The following is a 17,166-nucleotide window of genomic DNA, read 5'->3' on the forward strand; positions in this document are numbered from 1 at the left end:
CATCTTATTTAATAATCCACTCACCACAGCGCAATGAATAATTAAAATAGTACAATTAAAAAATAAAAGTTTATTTTTTTGAGGATTTCCCGTTATTTACCCTACCATGCACGGCCACATCCAGCGTTATATAAAATAAACGGGCAGGCAATTACAGAGGCTTTTCCTTCTCGCAATCGTTGCGCTGGCGGGCTGCAGCGCGCCGATCGCCGCCGCTTCCAGCGGCGTGGCGTCAGATACCGCCTCGTTGCTCTCGAAGATCAACGTTTATCATCTGACCGAAAAAGGGCTGGCCGCCCAGGCAACGATCAATGGTTATAAATACTGGCCGGATGCTGCGCTGGATCCGTAGCTTTCCGCGAGTGCGCCATCGCCGGATCAGGCTTTTCCTGACCCGGCGTCGCGGAGCAGCGCATTTAGTGGCCGAGGGCGCCACTTACCAGAATCGAGGTGATGATCCCGGTCGCCGCGGCGATCAGCACATAGTTACCGTCGATATAGGACCAGTGATGGCCTTCCGGCGGGGGCGGCAGGCCGCGGTCGCTCCAGTCGCGGACGCGATATTCATCGCCACGGAACGGCGCCGGAGCCGGGTGGCCTTTGCGGAAATCGTTCCCGCGCCAGGCGAAATGGTCCTGCTCATGACGTGCCAGATCGCGTTTGTCATGGCCGTCGCGATCCGGGCCACGCTGGTCATGGTCGCCCTGATGATGCGCGTCAGGTCCGCCCTGCGGTGCATGCCCGTCATGGTCCGGACCGTTCTGCCACACCGTGGGTTGCCCCGGACGATGGCCGTCGTTCGGGCCATCGGCAAAGGCCGGGACGCTCAGCACACAGGATAAAATTACTGCCAGAGAAATCATCTTTTTCATGGTACACCTCCTGATTCAGCTCCTTTGTACCGGGCAAATGTGAAGAAAGAGTGAGTAACTGGTTAACCAGGACGATTCCTGGCATCGGCAGTTGCTGTGCTGCGCAACAGCCAGGCTGCGGGAGGAAGGACAATAAAAAAGGCCGCTTTCGCGACCTTTATTCAGACAGGTAAAAGGACTTATTCAGTCACTTTATTTTTTAACTCTTCGGCGCCGGTTTTGGTTTTATCCCAGCCCTTTTCCGCACCGGATTTGGTGGCGTTCCAGCCTTTTTCACTGACCTCTTTGGTCTTATCCCACCCCTTCTCGGTGCCTTCTTTGGTCTTGTTCCAGGTTTTCTGCGCGCCTTCGCTCACCTGGCTGCCGACGCTGTCCTGCTTGCCTTCGGCGGCGTGTTTCGCCTTCAGCTGCTGCTCTTCGCCCTCGTGCTGGGCCTGATGCAGCTTCTCTTTAGCGGTGTTGGCGTTGGCATTCGCCGCCGCGACGGTATCATCTGTTGCATGTGTTGTCGCAGCAAAAACCGGAGCCGCAACCAGAATAGCCGATAACGCAATCATTGCTTTTTTCATAATATCCTCTCTCACGTGTCGTGTTATGAGTCGCATTCAGGATGGCACAACGAACCGGGGATGACATTAGGAATTAGCCTGAAAAACGTCTTCGACCTCCAGCCTTGGCAGAAAATGCTGCCGCCGCGCGCGCCCTGTCGGCGTTGGCATAATTTCCAACATGTTTGTTACATTTTATGAAATTTGCCCTTGATATACTTGCCGTTGACGTTTACTCGAGAATAATTCTCAGAATCATTATATTTATAAATTGGCAAACGGAACTCATTTTATGGCAAGAAAATCAGTAAGATCGCTGTTACTTACTGCGCTGCTCGCGACGCCCCTCCTCAGCTATGCAACCCAATATCCCCTGACGGTCACGGACCTTGACGGCCGGCAGGTCACCCTCGCCAAAGAGCCGCAGCGTATTATTTTGCAGGATGGCCGCGACATTATGACCCTCGCCCTGCTGGATCGGGACAATCCGTTTAAACGGCTGGTGGCATGGAATAATCTGGCGAAAAAGCAGGATGTTGCCACCTGGCAGATGCTGAAAACGACGTGGCCGCAGTCAGCCACGATCCTTGACATGGGCTTCAGCGATAAAGGGAACGTCGATCTTGAAAGCGTCATCGCCCGTCAGCCGGATCTGATGATCGCCCAGCTGCGCGCCAGGCCAGCGCTGATGGAGAGCGGCGTCATCGACAAGCTCAGCGCCCTGCACGTTCCGGTGCTGTTTGTCGACTATGAGATCGCCCCGGCGAAAGATACCGCCCCCAGCATCGACCTGCTGGGCAAAGTCCTTAACCGCGAGAGCCAGGCCAAAGCCTTTACCGATTACTATCGTCAGCAGCTGCAGACGATTCGCCAGAAAACCGCGGCCATCACGCCGAAGGCCAACGTCTTCGTGGAAGCGCTGGCCGGCAACAGCGACGCCTGCTGCTTTACTCATGGCCACAGCGGCTGGGGCGGGCTGGTGGAGGCGGTCGGGGCGAACAATATCGGTTCGCAGCTGCTGCCGGGCGCCTCCGGGTTCGTTTCGCTGGAGAAAATCATCAGCATGAAGCCCGACGCCTGGATCATGACCGGCTCGAAGCGCGGCAACAGCCAGGTGCTGCCCCTGGGTTATGCGGTTAAGCCAGAGGCGGTGAAGGCCCAGGCGCAGACGCTGCTGGCGCGACCTGGGGTCAGCCAGATCCCGGCGGTACAGGAAAAGCGGGCCTATGGCGTTTATCACCACTTCTATAACCACCCGTGGAATATTGTCGGCATGGAATACCTGGCGAAAGATATCTACCCGCAGGCCTTCGGCGATCTCAACCCGGATGAGACGTACCATTATATCGTGCGCCATTTCACCGACCTGCCGGACCAGCCGTTCGTCTTCTCCTGGCAGCAGAGCGAGTAATCCGGCATGCGTTTAACCTCCGACTCCGTGCTCGACGGGCTGCCCGCCGGGACCTCTGGCGTGATGAATGATTATCGCCGTATCGTGCGTCGCCGTCTGCTGCTGATCCTCCTGCTGGCGCTGTTGATTGTCGCGTCGCTGCTACTCGATTTTATGCTCGGCCCCTCCGGTCTGCCGCTGCAGAGCCTGTGGCAGACGTTAACCGATCCGGCCAGCGCCGATCCGGGCACGCGCGCCATCGTCTGGGATATCCGCCTGCCCTATGCGGTGATGGCGATTATCGTCGGTCTGGCGCTGGGACTGGCCGGCGCCGAAATGCAGACCATCCTCAATAACCCGCTGGCCAGCCCGTTTACCCTCGGCGTCTCCTCGGCTGCGGCGTTTGGCGCCGCGCTGGCGATTGTGCTCGGTATTGGCCTGCCCGGTATTCCCGGCCAGTGGTTTATCTCGGCCAACGCCTTTATCTTCGCCCTGCTGGCGGCCCTGCTGCTGGACGGCATCACCCGCTGGACCCAGGTGGCCACCTCCGGCGTCATTCTGTTCGGCATCGCGCTGGTCTTTACCTTTAACGCTCTGGTCTCGATGCTGCAGTTCATCGCCAACGAAGACACGCTGCAGGGGCTGGTGTTCTGGACCATGGGCAGCATCGATCGCGCCTCCTGGAGCAAAGTCGCCATCCTGCTGGTCGCCCTGGCGCTGGTGATGCCCCTGTCGCTGCGCAGCGCGTGGAAGCTGACCGCCCTGCGGTTGGGCGAGGACCGGGCCATCAGCTTTGGCATTAACGTTCGCCGTCTGCGCCTGACCACGCTGCTGCGGATCAGCATCCTGTCAGCGCTTTCGGTGGCCTTTGTCGGGCCAATCGGCTTTATCGGCCTGGTGGCGCCGCATATTGCGCGGATGCTCTTCGGCGAAGACCATCGCTTTTACCTGCCCGCCAGCGCGCTGATCGGCGCCCTGGTGCTCTCCCTGGCCTCCATCGCCTCGAAAAACCTGATCCCCGGGGCCATTATTCCGGTGGGGATCGTCACTTCCCTGGTCGGGGTCCCCTTCTTTTTGAGCATCATTTTACGTCATCGGGGGCAGGTATGAGCGACCAGACATTATCCGGGCTGTCGCTGTCTCACTTCAGCGCCGGCTACCCCAGACGCAAGGTGATCGAGAACCTGACGGTTCCCCATCTGCCGCGAGGGAAAATCACCGCGCTGCTGGGGCCAAACGGCAGCGGTAAATCAACGTTAATGCGGGCGATGGCGGGTCTGGGCCCCTGCCGCGGCGAGCTGCTGCTGGAGGGGGAAAATCTGCTGACGCAGCCGTTCTCACGTCGCGCAGAGCAGGTGGTCTATCTTCCGCAGACGCTGCCCGCCGGCGTGCATCTGCATGTGCTGGAGTCGATTATCGTTGCCCAGCGCGCCGCCGGAGGACGCCACAGTCCGCAGCGCCAGGAGGAAGTGATGGCGCTGCTGCGACAGCTGGGGATTGCCCATCTGGCGATGAGCTACCTCGATCAGCTCTCCGGCGGGCAAAAGCAGCTGGTGGGTCTCGCCCAGTCGCTGATCCGCCAGCCGCGCCTGCTGCTGCTCGACGAACCGCTCAGCGCCCTTGACCTCAACTACCAGTTTCACGTGATGGATCTGGTGCGCCGGGAGACCCGGCGGCGCAACATCGTGACCCTGGTGGTGGTGCACGACATCAATATTGCCCTGCGTCACGCCGACCACGTGCTGATGCTCAAGGCGGGCCAGCTGCTCGGCGACGGCACCCCGGCCGCGGTCATCACTCCCGAGACTCTGGCGGCCGTCTATGGGGTGCGCGGGCGTATTGAACCCTGTTCGCAGGGGGTGCGGCAGGTGATTATTGACGGCCTGGTGGACAGCGAGGTCTGACCGCGGCGCGGGGCGGTTCGTCCGCCCCGCGCCCGCCGGCTTAGTGATCGAGATAGATATAGTTTTCCCAGCTCTTCATGCGGATCAGGATCTTCCTGATCAGCGACAGCTCTTTCAGATGATCCGAGTAGACCGCCGCCTCGAGGGTAGCCCCCTGCGGTAGAGCGTATTCGGCAAATCGCGGATCGGTCACCTTCAGCACCACCAGCGCCCGGCCATGGGTATTGAGCGCGTCTGTGGTCAGCAGTTTGCCCTGCCCCTGGAACTGGCTCTCGCCAATCGCCGGCAGCACGTCGGCCACTTCTCCGCGAAAGACGGTGCCCGGGATAGCCGGAAACATCAGCTCCGCGGGCTCGCCTTTGTGCAGACGCTGCAGGGCGTTCTGGCGAAATGCCGCGACGTACTCCCGCGAGGCGGCGCCCTCCACCGGCACAAAGGTCATCAGCGGGATCATCCCCAGCGCAGTGGACATGGTGCCCGGCCGTAAGCCGACGGTACTGACATAGCCATCCTCCGGGGCGCGGACGACGGTGTTCTCCAGCTGAAACTGCGCCTTTTGCAGCTGCGCCAGCAGGGAGGCCACGGTGGTGTTTTTGCCCTTCACCACCGAGTCCAGCGCATTACGCGCCTGAACCACCTTCGCCTGAGCCGCGCTGACGCTGGCTTCATCGGCTTTCCACGTCTGCAGACGGGTATCAACCATTTGATCGGAGAAGGCGCCCTGGGCATGGCCCTTCCGATAGCGGGCATACTCCCGCCGCGACTGGTCGCGCTGGGCCACCGCACGGCTCAGCTCGGCCTGCGCCTGGCTTAACGCCGCGTTTAAGGAGAGCGCATCCTGACTGGCTGCTTTTATCTGCGCCTGCAGATCGTCTACTTTCGTCTGGAACGGCGTCGGGTCGAGGGTAAACAGTACATCGCCCTTATGCAGCATCTGGTTAGGCTTCACCGGTACGCTCTGCACCCGGCCGCGTACCTGCGACACAATCGGCACGGTGCGAAACACCTGGTTACCGACGTCGGTATAAGGGAAGTTGTAGTTCATCCCGAAGATCACCGCGCCAATCAGGGCGATACCGCCGAGCACCGCCGTCGGTACGGTCCACTTATTGAGCGGGATGCGAAAAACTTTAAACACCACGATGCATAGCGCGGCGTAGGTCAGCAACATTAACGTTTCCATTATTTTGCCTCCTTCGCTTTCAGAACGTCCACCTCGCGCTGGACCTGTTCCAGCTGCTGGACCACCGTTTCCAGACGCTGATGCAGCGCCTGCTGCTCGTCGGCAATGTGGCGCATCCCCCATCCGCGGTCTTCGCGCCACAGCGTCGCCCAGATCCATAACAAGGGCCACAGCGCGTGGAGGGTAAATAAGCTGACCCAACCGGCATAATGAATCGCATCCTGATGAGGATGACGCCGCTCTTTGGCGATTTCATAAGGAATATCGTGAATAACAATCACGCCATAAAAAAGTATTAAGGCCACGGCGATCAGAATGGCCAGCGCCACATAGTCCAGGGTCATAAAATAACTCCAGAGTGCAAGGTTAAATAAATAAAACAGCCAGATTCAGGCGTAACGGGGCCGGGGGAAAAAGCGCGCTTAGCGCTTTCCCTGGCGGTAATAGCAACGTGATGGCGTGAATCTGCCGAATCGGATTTAGAATTTCTCAGGAATATGACGGTCGATGGAGATCAGCTTGCCTTTTTTCACCGTGATATATCCCCCCTCGCGCAGCGCGGCCAGCACCTGGTACACATAGCTGCGCGAGAGATTGGTTCGTTTAATAATAAATGCCGACAGGCTCTCATGCTGACCCCCATCAATTTCGCCGCGATATAAATAGCGCGACAGCATCGATTTAATGGTCTGAAAGCTGGTCTGGCTGCCGCGTTCATAGTGGGCATCAAGGGCAAATATGCCCATATAGGCCAGGATCGTGGTCAGCTCTTGCATATAGCCCGGCGACGAATGAAAGAATATTCGCTCAAAATCGCTGGCGGTTATTTTCGCCAGCTGGCACTCGCCCAGACACTGATAATAGAGCGCGACCGACGGACAATAATGTTCCAGTAATCCTAACGGCATATGCGCGATAACAATCCCGACCAGGTTCTGCTCATCACCAAAGGCCAATGTCATTTGCCCCTGCAGCAGAAAGTAGAGATAGCCCGGCTGCGGAATAAAGCCCTGGTCTTTGCCCAAACTCAGCGTTTCACTGCAGGCGATCACCGCCGGCAGATGCGTAGTCAGCGTCAGCTTCTGGTACCGATCGTAAATATCGCCAAAACTGGGGTTCATCGCGCTACGCACTCCTTTACCTTTGGCCACCGCGGCGGGGCTAACCGCGACCTGTTGAACTATACCTAAGCGGGTGGGGAAGGAAAAGTCCAGATCTGGAGTGGCGAAATATTCCGCCTGGCTCACATTTTTTACCCTCGCCTCCCTGTTTCGTGACCCAATCGTTCCGCTTACCGGTGGGCTGTGCTTTAATGAGCTAAACCGGTTTAATAAAGTTTAGCTTAGAGGAGCTTGTCGTATGAATGGAAAAATCTGGGTACTCGGCGATGCGGTCGTCGATCTCCTGCCCGATGGAGAGGGCCGCCTGCTGCAATGCCCCGGCGGCGCGCCGGCCAACGTGGCGGTCGGCGTGGCGCGGCTCGGCGGTGACAGCGGGTTTATCGGCCGCGTCGGCGACGATCCCTTCGGCCGTTTTATGCGTCACACCCTGGCGCAGGAGCAAGTGGATGTGAACTATATGCGCCTCGATGCGGCGCAGCGCACCTCCACGGTGGTGGTCGATCTCGATAGCCACGGGGAGCGCACCTTTACCTTTATGGTCCGTCCGAGCGCCGACCTGTTCCTTCAGCCCGAGGATCTCCCGCCGTTTGCCGCCGGTCAGTGGCTGCACGTCTGCTCCATCGCTCTCAGCGCGGAACCGAGCCGCAGCACGACATTCGCGGCGATGGAGGCGATAAAGCGCGCCGGGGGCTATGTCAGCTTCGACCCCAATATCCGCAGCGACCTGTGGCAGGATCCGCAGGACCTTCGCGACTGTCTCGACCGGGCGCTGGCCCTCGCCGACGCCATAAAACTTTCGGAAGAGGAGCTGGCGTTTATCAGCGGCAGCGACGACATCGTCAGCGGCATCGCCCGGCTGAACGCCCGCTTCCAGCCGACGCTACTGCTGGTGACCCAGGGTAAAGCGGGGGTCCAGGCCGCCCTGCGCGGGCAGGTTAGCCACTTCCCTGCCCGCCCGGTGGTGGCCGTCGATACCACCGGCGCCGGCGATGCCTTTGTCGCCGGGCTACTCGCCGGCCTCGCCGCCCACGGTATCCCGGACAACCTCGCAGCCCTGGCTCCCGACCTCGCGCTGGCGCAAACCTGCGGCGCGCTGGCCACCACCGCCAAAGGCGCCATGACCGCCCTGCCCTACAGGGACGATCTTCAGCGCTCGCTGTGATCCCCTTGGGCCGGTTAACGGCCCACTTTGCTGGCGACATCACAATTCTTAAACCGGTTTAGCAATTTTTATTTTCACCGCGTTACCGACATGTTTACCATATCAACTAAACCGGTTTAGCAAACATTAGCACACTCACTGATTTACCTTTGGATGTCACCAACATGTATAAAAAACGGAAGTTAGCCATTCTTATTGCTTTGCTAACCGGCACCGCCGCCGCCCATGGGCAGACAGACCTGAACAGCATTGAAGCGCGTCTCGCCGCCCTGGAAAAACGCCTGCAGGACGCCGAGACCCGCGCCAGCACTGCCGAAAGCCGCGCCGCCTCAGCGGAGCAGAAAGTTCAGCAGTTAACCCAGCAGCAGCAGCAAACCCAGGCCACCACCCAGCAGGTGGCCAGGCGCACCACTCAACTGGAAGAAAAAGCCGAACGGCCCGGCGGCTTTGAGTTCCACGGCTATGCGCGTTCCGGGGTGATCATGAACGACTCGGCCGCCAGTACCAAATCCGGCGCTTATATGACCCCCGCCGGGGAGACCGGCGGCGCCATTGGTCGCCTGGGCAACCAGGCCGACACCTATGTGGAAATGAACCTCGAACATAAACAGACCCTGGACAACGGGGCGACCACCCGTTTCAAAGTGATGGTGGCCGACGGACAGACCACCTATAACGACTGGACGGCAAGCAGCAGCGATCTGAACGTGCGCCAGGCGTTCGTTGAGCTGGGCAACCTGCCGACCTTCGAAGGCCCGTTCAAAGGCTCGACCCTGTGGGCCGGGAAACGCTTTGACCGCGACAACTTCGACATCCACTGGATTGACTCGGATGTGGTGTTCCTCGCCGGGACCGGCGGCGGGATCTACGACGTGAAATGGAACGACAGCCTGCGCAGCAACTTCTCGTTATACGGCCGCAACTTTGGCGATATCGCCGACAGCAGCAACAGCGTGCAGAACTATATCGTCAGCATGAATAACTTTGCCGGCCCGGTGCAGATGATGGTCAGCGGGATGCGGGCGAAAGATAATGACGACCGCCAGGACGCGAACGGCAATCTGGTGAAAGGCGATGCCGCTAACACCGGGGTTCATGCCCTGCTGGGCCTGCACAATGAGAGCTTCTATGGCCTGCGCGACGGGAGCAGCAAAACGGCCCTGCTGTACGGCCACGGGCTGGGCGCCGAGGTTAAAGGCATCGGCTCCGACGGCGCGCTGCGCCCGGGGGCCAATACCTGGCGCTTCGCCAGCTATGGCACCACGCCGCTGAGCGATCGCTGGTTTATTGCCCCGGCCGTGCTGGCGCAGAGCAGTAAAGATCGTTATGTCGATGGCGACAGCTATCAGTGGGCCACCCTCAACCTGCGTCTGATTCAGGAAGTGACGCAGAACTTCGCCCTCGCCTGGGAGGGCAGCTATCAGTACATGGATCTGCAGCCTGAAGGCTACAACGATCGCCATGCGGTCAATGGCAGCTTCTACAAGCTGACCTTCGCCCCGACCTTCAAGGTGGGCAGCATCGGCGACTTCTTCTCGCGGCCGGAGATCCGCTTCTATACATCGTGGATGGACTGGAGCAAAAAACTGGACAACTACGCCAACGATGACGCGTTAGGCAGCAACGGATTCAAATCGGGCGGCGAATGGTCGTTCGGTATGCAAATGGAGACCTGGTTCTGACGGCCACCGGGGCGACAGGGTAAATAACACATAAATATAAGGTTCGCGGCGCCTGCCACGGCTGGCGCCGCCCACGCCATATCATCATGCATTTAGAGGGTACTATGGATTTTGAACAGATTTCCCGCTCACTGCTTCCCCTGCTGGGCGGCAAGGAAAACATCGCCAGCGCCGCGCACTGCGCCACCCGCCTGCGGCTGGTGCTGGTCGACGACGCGCTCGCCGATCAGCAGGCGATTGGCAAAATCGACGGGGTGAAAGGCTGCTTTCGCAATGCCGGACAGATGCAGATCATCTTCGGCACCGGGGTGGTCAATAAAGTCTATGCCGCCTTTATCCAGGCCGCAGGCATCAGCGAATCGAGCAAATCCGAAGCCGCCGACCTGGCGGCGAAAAAGCTGAACCCGTTCCAGCGCATCGCCCGCCTGCTGTCCAACATCTTCGTGCCGATTATTCCGGCCATCGTCGCCTCCGGCCTGCTGATGGGCCTGCTGGGGATGGTGAAAACCTACGGTTGGGTCGACCCGAGCAACGCTCTCTATATCATGCTGGATATGTGCAGTTCGGCGGCGTTTATCATTCTGCCGATCCTGATCGGCTTTACCGCCGCCCGCGAATTTGGCGGTAACCCCTATCTGGGCGCGACCCTCGGCGGGATCCTCACCCACCCGGCGCTGACCAACGCCTGGGGCGTCGCCGCCGGCTTCCACACCATGAATTTCTTCGGCATCGAAGTGGCGATGATCGGCTACCAGGGCACCGTCTTCCCGGTGCTGCTGGCGGTGTGGTTTATGAGCATGGTCGAGAAGCGGCTGCGCCGCGTGATCCCTGACGCGCTGGACCTGATCCTCACTCCGTTCCTGACGGTGATTATCTCCGGCTTTATCGCCCTGCTGCTGATCGGCCCGGCCGGTCGCGCGCTCGGCGACGGCATTTCGTTTATCCTCAGCACGCTTATCAGCCACGCCGGCTGGCTGGCGGGCCTGCTGTTCGGCGGCCTCTATTCGGTGATCGTCATTACCGGTATCCATCACAGCTTCCATGCCATCGAGGCCGGACTGCTGGGCAACCCATCGATTGGCGTCAACTTCCTGCTGCCGATCTGGGCGATGGCCAACGTCGCCCAGGGCGGCGCCTGCTTTGCGGTGTGGTTTAAAACCAAAGATGCCAAAATAAAAGCCATCACCCTGCCGTCGGCGTTTTCGGCGATGCTGGGGATCACCGAGGCGGCAATCTTCGGGATTAACCTGCGCTTTGTGAAACCGTTTATCGCCGCGCTGGTGGGCGGTGCCGCCGGCGGCGCCTGGGTGGTGTCGATGCACGTCTACATGACCGCGGTAGGCCTGACGGCGATCCCGGGGATGGCTATCGTGCAGGCCAGCTCGCTGCTGAACTACATTATCGGAATGGCGATCGCCTTCGCCGTGGCCTTCGCGCTCTCTCTGACGCTGAAATACAAAACGGACGCTGAATAATGTCATTACCGTCACGCCTGCCTGCGATCCTGCAGGCCGTTATGCAGGGCCAGCCGCAGGCGCTGGCCGACAGCCATTATCCGCAATGGCATCTGGCGCCGGTCAACGGACTGCTGAACGATCCTAACGGCTTTTGCCAGGTCGCCGGGCGTTACCACCTGTTTTATCAGTGGAACCCGCTCGCCTGCGACCATACCTATAAGTGCTGGGGACACTGGAGCTCTGCCGATCTGCTGCACTGGCGGCACGAACCTATCGCCCTGATGCCGGATGAAGAGTATGACCGCAACGGCTGCTACTCTGGCAGCGCGGTCGAGTTCGAGGGCGCCCTGACTCTGTGCTACACCGGCAACGTGAAATTCCCCGACGGCGGGCGCACCGCCTGGCAATGTCTGGCGACCGAGAATGCCGATGGCACCTTCCGCAAGCTGGGGCCGGTGCTGCCGCTGCCAGAAGGCTATACCGGCCATGTGCGCGACCCTAAAGTGTGGCGGCAGGACGGGCGCTGGTACATGGTTCTTGGGGCGCAGGATGTGCAACAGCGTGGCAAAGTGCTGCTGTTTACCGCCAGCGACCTGCGGGAGTGGCGCCTGGTGGGCGAGATCGCCGGGCACGACGTGAACGGCCTGGCGAACGCCGGCTACATGTGGGAGTGCCCGGATCTCTTTCCGCTGGCGGACACCCACCTGCTGATCTGCTGCCCGCAGGGGCTGGCCCGCGAAGCGCAGCGCTTTCTCAATACCTATCCGGCGGTGTGGATGGCAGGCCGCTTCGACGCCGAACGCGGGATCTTCGACCACGGCCCGCTGCACGAGCTGGACAGCGGATTTGAGTTCTACGCGCCGCAGACCATGCAGGCCGACGATGGCCGCCGCCTGCTGGTCGGCTGGATGGGCGTCCCCGACGGGGACGAGATGCATCAGCCCACCCGCGCGCAGGGCTGGATCCATCAGATGACCTGCGTGCGTGAGCTGGAGTGGCAGGCTGGCACTCTGTATCAGCGTCCGCTGCGCGAGCTGGTCGCCCTGCGCGGGGAAGCCCAGGGCTGGCGCGGGCAGACCCTGCCCCTCGCCCCGATGGAGCTGGCCTTTGACATCGCCCCCAACAGCACGCTGGGGCTGGACTTTGCCGGCGCCCTGCAGCTCACCGTCAATCGCGACGGCCTACGTCTGTCGCGCCGCGGCCTGCAGACGGCAGAGATGCATCACCGCTACTGGCGCGGCGAGGCGCGACGCCTGCGGATCTTTATCGACCGCTCCAGCGTGGAGATTTTCATCAACGATGGCGAGGGGGTGATGAGCAGCCGCTTCTTCCCGGGCTATCCGGGGCAGCTCATCTTCAGCGGTGCGACGCCGGTGGCATTCTGCCGCTGGCTGCTGCGGCCATGCATGGTAGAATAAGCGTTTTGCTTTCAGGCTCCCGGGTGCTGATGAAAACCAAACGCGTAACTATCAAAGATATCGCCGAACTGGCGGGCGTCTCCAAAGCGACCGCCAGCCTGGTACTCAACGGTCGTGGTAAAGAGCTGCGCGTGGCGCAGGAGACGCGCGAGCGCGTACTGGCGATCGCTCGTGAACAGCACTATCAGCCGAGCATTCACGCGCGCTCGCTGCGCGATAACCGCAGCCATACCATTGGTCTGGTGGTGCCGGAGATCACCAACTACGGGTTTGCCGTTTTCTCCCACGAGCTTGAGACGCTCTGCCGGGAAGCCGGCGTGCAGCTGCTTATCTCCTGCACCGACGAAAACCCAGGCCAGGAGAGCGTGGTGGTCAATAACATGATCGCCCGCCAGGTCGACGGCCTGATAGTCGCCTCTTGTATGCATAGCGATGCCGACTATCAGAAACTTAGCGAACAGCTGCCGGTGGTGCTGTTTGACCGCTCCCCCAGCGACAGCGCCCTGCCGCTGGTGATGACCGACTCGGTCACCCCAACGGCCGAGCTGATCTCCCGTATCGCGCCTCAGCATGCGGACGAGTTCTGGTTTCTCGGCGGCCAGCCGCGGCTGTCGCCGTCGCGCGACCGGCTGGCGGGGTTCACCCAGGGCCTGGCCCAGGCGGGGATCACGCTGCGTCCCGAGTGGGTGATCAACGGCAACTACCACCCCAGCTCCGGCTATGAGATGTTCGCGGCGCTCTGCGCGCGGCTGGGGCGTCCGCCGAAGGCGCTCTTCACCGCGGCCTGCGGGCTGCTCGAAGGGGTGCTGCGCTATATGAGCCAGCATCATCTGCTGGATTCCAATATTCATCTCGCCAGCTTCGACGATCACTATCTGTATGATTCGCTTTCCCTGCGCATTGATACCGTGCAGCAGGATAATCGCCAGCTGGCCTGGCACTGCTACGATCTGCTCAGCCAGCTGATCGACGGCCAGGCGCCGGAGCCGCTTCAGCGCTATCTGCCCGCCACCCTGCAAATTCGCCATCCCTGACGGCGCGGTTGGCAATTAGCGTTTTCGCCTGGCGCGCGCCGCCTGCCTCAGCGCCAGCAGCGCGCTGGCGAGCACCGCGCCAAGGCCGATCGTTACCGGCCAGCGGTAAGCCACCAGCAACGAGGGCAATCCACCATCCGGCGCCAGCATCACCAGATTCCAGCCCGCCAGCCCCGCGTTGCCGTTCAGCGCCCGGCTTAACATCCGCTGATGCGGGGCGAATGGCTGAATGGTCTGGTAGTGGCTGCCGAACAGCGGGGGCTGCATCTCTCGCGGGAACTGCGCCTGCACCTGGGCCAGCACGCTGGCCGGCAGCGCGTGCGATGCCGCCAGCAGATGCCCGTCGCCATTCACCAGCAGCAGCTGATAATGCCGCTCCCGGGCGAGGGTCTGGAGAGCGGCGCGCATCGCTGCCAGCGGCCAGGTCGCTTCCCGCTGCGGCGCCGGAATGTTCATCCGCCGCTCAAGGCGTTCCGCCACCCACTGCGCATCCTCCTCCAGCTGGCGGATCTGCCTCTCACGGTAAACCTCTCTGGCCGGCAAATTCATGCCCCGACCGAGCGCCAGGATCGCCAGCCCCGCGAGCAGCGTGACGATAAGGCCCCTTTTTCCCGCTAGCCAGCGCGGCGAGAATTTGCCAAAGGATGGTGTATTCATACGACTCCAGAAACCGCAGGCCACGCGTGACCCCTGACGAATGGACAACGGAAGTGGCGAAACTGTACAGGATGCGCAGCGCGGGCAAAACAGACAGGCGGAGCCTGGCGGGGAGTATTTTGTTTATTTCTGGACAGGACGGGCGGCAACGGCATCCTTCGCCGTTGCCGCCCGTTGATAAGATTAGTGTTTTTTCCGGTTGCGACGCATATCGATGGTTACTGCCGCAACGATAATGATGCCTTTAATAATATCCTGCACATAGGCATCGACGCCGACAAAGGTAAAACCGCTTTTGATCAGGCCAAGGATCATCGCGCCAATCAGGGTGCCGGTAATGCGCCCCACTCCGCCCATTAAGCTGCTGCCGCCGATCACCGCGGCGGCAATCGCGTCCAGCTCGTAGGACATCCCCATACTCGACTGGCCGCTGCTAACGCGCGCCGCCAGCACCACCCCCGCCAGCCCGGAGAGCGCCCCGGCGATGGTGTAGACGATCACCAGATATTTATTCACGTTGATGCCGGACACTTTGGCCGAGGTCATGTTGCCGCCGATGGCATACACATATTTGCCATACCGGGTATGCTTCAGCGCAATGTGAAACACGGCGGCGATCACGAAGAAGATAATCACCGGCATCGCCCCCTGGCCTATCGCCGTAAAGCTGTCGGAGAGGAAGCTGATCGGGTTGCCCTGAGTGTAATACTGCGCCAGACCGCGCGCCGAAACCATCATCCCGAGGGTGGCGATAAACGGCGGGATACCGGTCCGCGTCACCAGGAAACCGTTGGTCAGGCCGCACAGCAGGCCGACGCCGATCCCCGCGCAAATGGGGATCACCGCCGGCAGGTTGACCAGCGCCGGGAACATTGGCGACAGGCTATCGGAGGTTTGCGCCAGGCTGGCCGCCACCACCGCCGCAAGGGCAATAACCGAGCCGGAGGAGAGGTCAATCCCGGTGGTGATGATCACCTGGGTGACGCCGACGGCGATGATGCCGATAATCGCCACCTGCAGCACAATCAGCACCAGCCGGTTGGTATTGAGCAGGAACGACTGGTCGCGAACATACCAGCCGGCGATTTCAAAGGTCAGGGCAATCACCAGCATCACCACAAAGATGCCGGTATCTTTCGGCATTTTATGCCGCAAATTAGCGAAGAAGGAGGAACCCTCGCTGGCCGGAGCCGCCGTTAATTTCATATTACTCATTCTCTGTGCCTCAATGGGATGCCAACGACAAAATGGTTTCCTGGTCGGCTTCGTCTTTTTCCAGGATGCCGGTGATACGACCTTCATGCATCACCATGACCCGATCGCTCATGCCAAGGATTTCCGGCAGTTCAGAGGAGACCATAATCACCGCCACCCCCCGATTCGCCAGTTCACTGATCAGATGATAAATCTCCGCCTTCGCCCCGACGTCGATACCGCGGGTCGGCTCATCGAGAATTAAGATTTTCGGTTGCGCTAACAGCCAGCGCGCAATCAGGACTTTTTGCTGATTCCCCCCGCTGAGGTTATTAATAATTTGATCCATCGTCGGCGTTTTAATATTGAGCCGGCGTATTTGCTCCATGCAGTCTTCGGCCATTTTCACGTGCTGGACAAAACCGCTCTTGCCGATATATTCCGGCATTTTGACGATACTCATATTTTCCAGCACCGACAGCACCAGAAACAGGCCCGACTTTTTCCGGTCTTCGGTTAATAATGCCATCCCCTTTTCAATCGCCACGGAGGGGGAATCGATGGTCACCGGCGCCCCGTCGATCAGCACTTCGCCGCTGTCGAAGCGCTCCATACCGAACAGGCTTTCCATCACCTCGCTGCGCCCGGCGCCCACCAGCCCGGCCACGCCCAGGATTTCGCCACGGCGTACGCTAAAGCTCACGTCATGGAACACGCCCTGACGCGTCAGGTTGCGCACCGTCAGCACCTCTTCGCCGATGGTGTTATTAAATTTCGGAAACAGCTGGGTTAATTCGCGGCCCACCATCTGGGTGATCAGCGACTGGCGGGTAAATTCGGTGGTGTTTTTGCTCCCCACCCAGGTGCCGTCGCGAAAGACGCTGATCTCATCGGTGATGGCAAAGATCTCATCCATTTTGTGGCTGATATAGATGATCGCTTTACCCTGGGCGCGCAGATCGCGGATGATGGTGAACAGGTGAGCCACCTCGCCTTCGGTCAGCGCCGAGGTGGGCTCATCCATGATCACAATATCCGCGTTCCATGAGACCGCTTTGGCAATCTCCACCATCTGCTGGGCGGCGATGCTCAGGTCGCCCACCAGCCGGTCAGCGGTTAAGCGGATATTGAGCTTATCCAGCAGCGCCTGGGTCTGGCGGGTCAGCTGGCCGTGGTCGACAAAGCCGTATTTCATCGGCTCGCGCCCCAGCCAGATATTCTCCGCCACCGTCATATGCGGCACCAGATTGAGCTCCTGGTGGATCATCGAGATCCCCGAGCGCAGCGCATCCATGGTGTCGGTAAACTCCACCGGCTCCCCTTTCACGCGAATCGACCCTTTATCGGGGCGATAGATACCGATCAGGCATTTCATCAGCGTGGATTTACCGGCGCCGTTCTCGCCCATCAGGGCATGCACCGTTCCCGGACGCACGCGCAATGAGACATTATCGAGCGCCTTCACGCCGGGGAAGAACTTACTGATACCTTCGGCTTCAAGGGCAAAAGCGTTCATACATCCACCTCCGTACCACAGGTTGGCC

The 17,166-nt window shown here is 60.3% G+C and carries 17 protein-coding genes and 1 pseudogene; 9 read left to right on the forward strand and 9 right to left on the reverse strand.

Going from position 1 to position 17,166, the window contains the following annotated elements; genetic code table 11:
* Window positions 1–126: 126 nt before the first annotated feature.
* On the reverse strand, window positions 127–264 hold the full coding sequence (locus tag IB144_RS19630; RefSeq protein ID WP_065888902.1) for a hypothetical protein: 138 nt from the start codon (window positions 262–264) through the stop codon (window positions 127–129).
* On the opposite strand from IB144_RS19630, the gene IB144_RS19635 reads away from it, so the two are divergent.
* Window positions 227–352, forward strand: coding sequence for a hypothetical protein (locus tag IB144_RS19635; RefSeq protein WP_065888887.1), 126 nt, complete (start codon window positions 227–229; stop codon window positions 350–352). The genes IB144_RS19630 and IB144_RS19635 overlap by 38 nt on opposite strands.
* 64 nt (window positions 353–416) lie before the next feature.
* Here IB144_RS19635 and IB144_RS19640 read toward each other — a convergent pair whose 3' ends face one another.
* Together IB144_RS19640 and IB144_RS19645 are read right to left on the reverse strand one after the other, a co-directional pair.
* The gene (locus IB144_RS19640; RefSeq protein WP_002892701.1) at window positions 417–872 is read right to left on the reverse strand and encodes an RcnB family protein; all 456 of its coding nucleotides are present in this window, start codon (window positions 870–872) and stop codon (window positions 417–419) included.
* Window positions 873–1,051: 179 nt separating this feature from the next.
* On the reverse strand, window positions 1,052–1,441 hold the full coding sequence (locus IB144_RS19645) for a hypothetical protein (protein ID WP_002892699.1): 390 nt from the start codon (window positions 1,439–1,441) through the stop codon (window positions 1,052–1,054).
* Window positions 1,442–1,712: 271 nt separating this feature from the next.
* Here IB144_RS19645 and IB144_RS19650 point away from each other — a divergent pair, with 271 nt between their 5' ends.
* The 3 genes from IB144_RS19650 to IB144_RS19660 are packed head-to-tail and all read left to right on the forward strand — an operon-like array spanning window position 1,713 to window position 4,714.
* Window positions 1,713–2,831 (forward strand): ABC transporter substrate-binding protein, encoded by a 1,119-nt coding sequence (locus IB144_RS19650; RefSeq protein WP_009308082.1) that lies wholly within the window; start codon window positions 1,713–1,715, stop codon window positions 2,829–2,831.
* A 60-nt stretch (window positions 2,832–2,891) separates the two neighbouring features.
* Window positions 2,892–3,920 carry an iron ABC transporter permease gene (locus IB144_RS19655; protein ID WP_004217904.1) on the forward strand — a complete coding sequence of 343 codons (1,029 nt, stop codon included), beginning with the start codon at window positions 2,892–2,894 and terminating at the stop codon, window positions 3,918–3,920.
* Complete coding sequence (locus tag IB144_RS19660; protein ID WP_065888885.1) at window positions 3,917–4,714, forward strand: ABC transporter ATP-binding protein; 798 nt, start codon at window positions 3,917–3,919, stop codon at window positions 4,712–4,714. The genes IB144_RS19655 and IB144_RS19660 overlap by 4 nt, the downstream gene beginning before the upstream one ends.
* Window positions 4,715–4,754: 40 nt before the next feature.
* On the opposite strand, the gene IB144_RS19665 is transcribed toward IB144_RS19660, so the two are convergent.
* The 3 genes from IB144_RS19665 to IB144_RS19675 form a co-directional block, all read right to left on the reverse strand.
* Window positions 4,755–5,897 carry an HlyD family secretion protein gene (locus IB144_RS19665; RefSeq protein ID WP_065888884.1) on the reverse strand — a complete coding sequence of 381 codons (1,143 nt, stop codon included), beginning with the start codon at window positions 5,895–5,897 and terminating at the stop codon, window positions 4,755–4,757.
* Complete coding sequence (locus IB144_RS19670) at window positions 5,897–6,241, reverse strand: DUF3302 domain-containing protein (RefSeq protein ID WP_002892695.1); 345 nt, start codon at window positions 6,239–6,241, stop codon at window positions 5,897–5,899. The genes IB144_RS19665 and IB144_RS19670 overlap by 1 nt, the downstream gene beginning before the upstream one ends.
* A 135-nt stretch (window positions 6,242–6,376) precedes the next feature.
* Window positions 6,377–7,018, reverse strand: coding sequence for a helix-turn-helix domain-containing protein (locus IB144_RS19675; RefSeq protein ID WP_004151802.1), 642 nt, complete (start codon window positions 7,016–7,018; stop codon window positions 6,377–6,379).
* Between the two features lie 238 nt (window positions 7,019–7,256).
* Between IB144_RS19675 and IB144_RS19680 the strand changes: the two genes are divergently transcribed.
* The 5 genes from IB144_RS19680 (at window position 7,257) to IB144_RS19700 (ending at window position 13,771) form a co-directional block, all read left to right on the forward strand.
* Complete coding sequence (locus tag IB144_RS19680; protein WP_004142652.1) at window positions 7,257–8,180, forward strand: aminoimidazole riboside kinase; 924 nt, start codon at window positions 7,257–7,259, stop codon at window positions 8,178–8,180.
* Window positions 8,181–8,344: 164 nt separating this feature from the next.
* Complete coding sequence (locus IB144_RS19685; protein ID WP_048337845.1) at window positions 8,345–9,862, forward strand: carbohydrate porin; 1,518 nt, start codon at window positions 8,345–8,347, stop codon at window positions 9,860–9,862.
* Between the two features lie 104 nt (window positions 9,863–9,966).
* Window positions 9,967–11,337, forward strand: a complete 1,371-nt coding sequence (locus IB144_RS19690; protein WP_002892640.1) for a sucrose-specific PTS transporter subunit IIBC — start codon at window positions 9,967–9,969, stop codon at window positions 11,335–11,337.
* Window positions 11,337–12,737, forward strand: a complete 1,401-nt coding sequence (locus tag IB144_RS19695) for a sucrose-6-phosphate hydrolase (RefSeq protein ID WP_023341139.1) — start codon at window positions 11,337–11,339, stop codon at window positions 12,735–12,737. Before IB144_RS19690 ends, IB144_RS19695 begins: the two co-directional genes overlap by 1 nt.
* Window positions 12,738–12,760: 23 nt before the next feature.
* Entirely contained in the window at window positions 12,761–13,771 is a 1,011-nt protein-coding gene (locus IB144_RS19700; protein ID WP_014907957.1) for a LacI family DNA-binding transcriptional regulator, read from the forward strand.
* A 47-nt stretch (window positions 13,772–13,818) separates the two neighbouring features.
* On the opposite strand, the pseudogene IB144_RS19705 reads toward IB144_RS19700, so the two are convergent.
* The 3 genes and pseudogenes from IB144_RS19705 to IB144_RS19715 form a co-directional block, all read right to left on the reverse strand.
* A pseudogene (locus tag IB144_RS19705) lies at window positions 13,819–14,428 on the reverse strand (hypothetical protein).
* 183 nt (window positions 14,429–14,611) lie between these two features.
* Window positions 14,612–15,634: an ABC transporter permease gene (locus IB144_RS19710; protein WP_004152946.1), complete on the reverse strand. Its 1,023-nt coding sequence runs from the start codon at window positions 15,632–15,634 to the stop codon at window positions 14,612–14,614.
* Between the two features lie 19 nt (window positions 15,635–15,653).
* Window positions 15,654–17,138 carry a sugar ABC transporter ATP-binding protein gene (locus tag IB144_RS19715; protein WP_004142660.1) on the reverse strand — a complete coding sequence of 495 codons (1,485 nt, stop codon included), beginning with the start codon at window positions 17,136–17,138 and terminating at the stop codon, window positions 15,654–15,656.
* Window positions 17,139–17,166: the final 28 nt, after the last annotated feature.

This window comes from Klebsiella sp. K4, assembly GCF_014596785.2.
Lineage (GTDB): Bacteria > Pseudomonadota > Gammaproteobacteria > Enterobacterales > Enterobacteriaceae > Klebsiella > Klebsiella pneumoniae.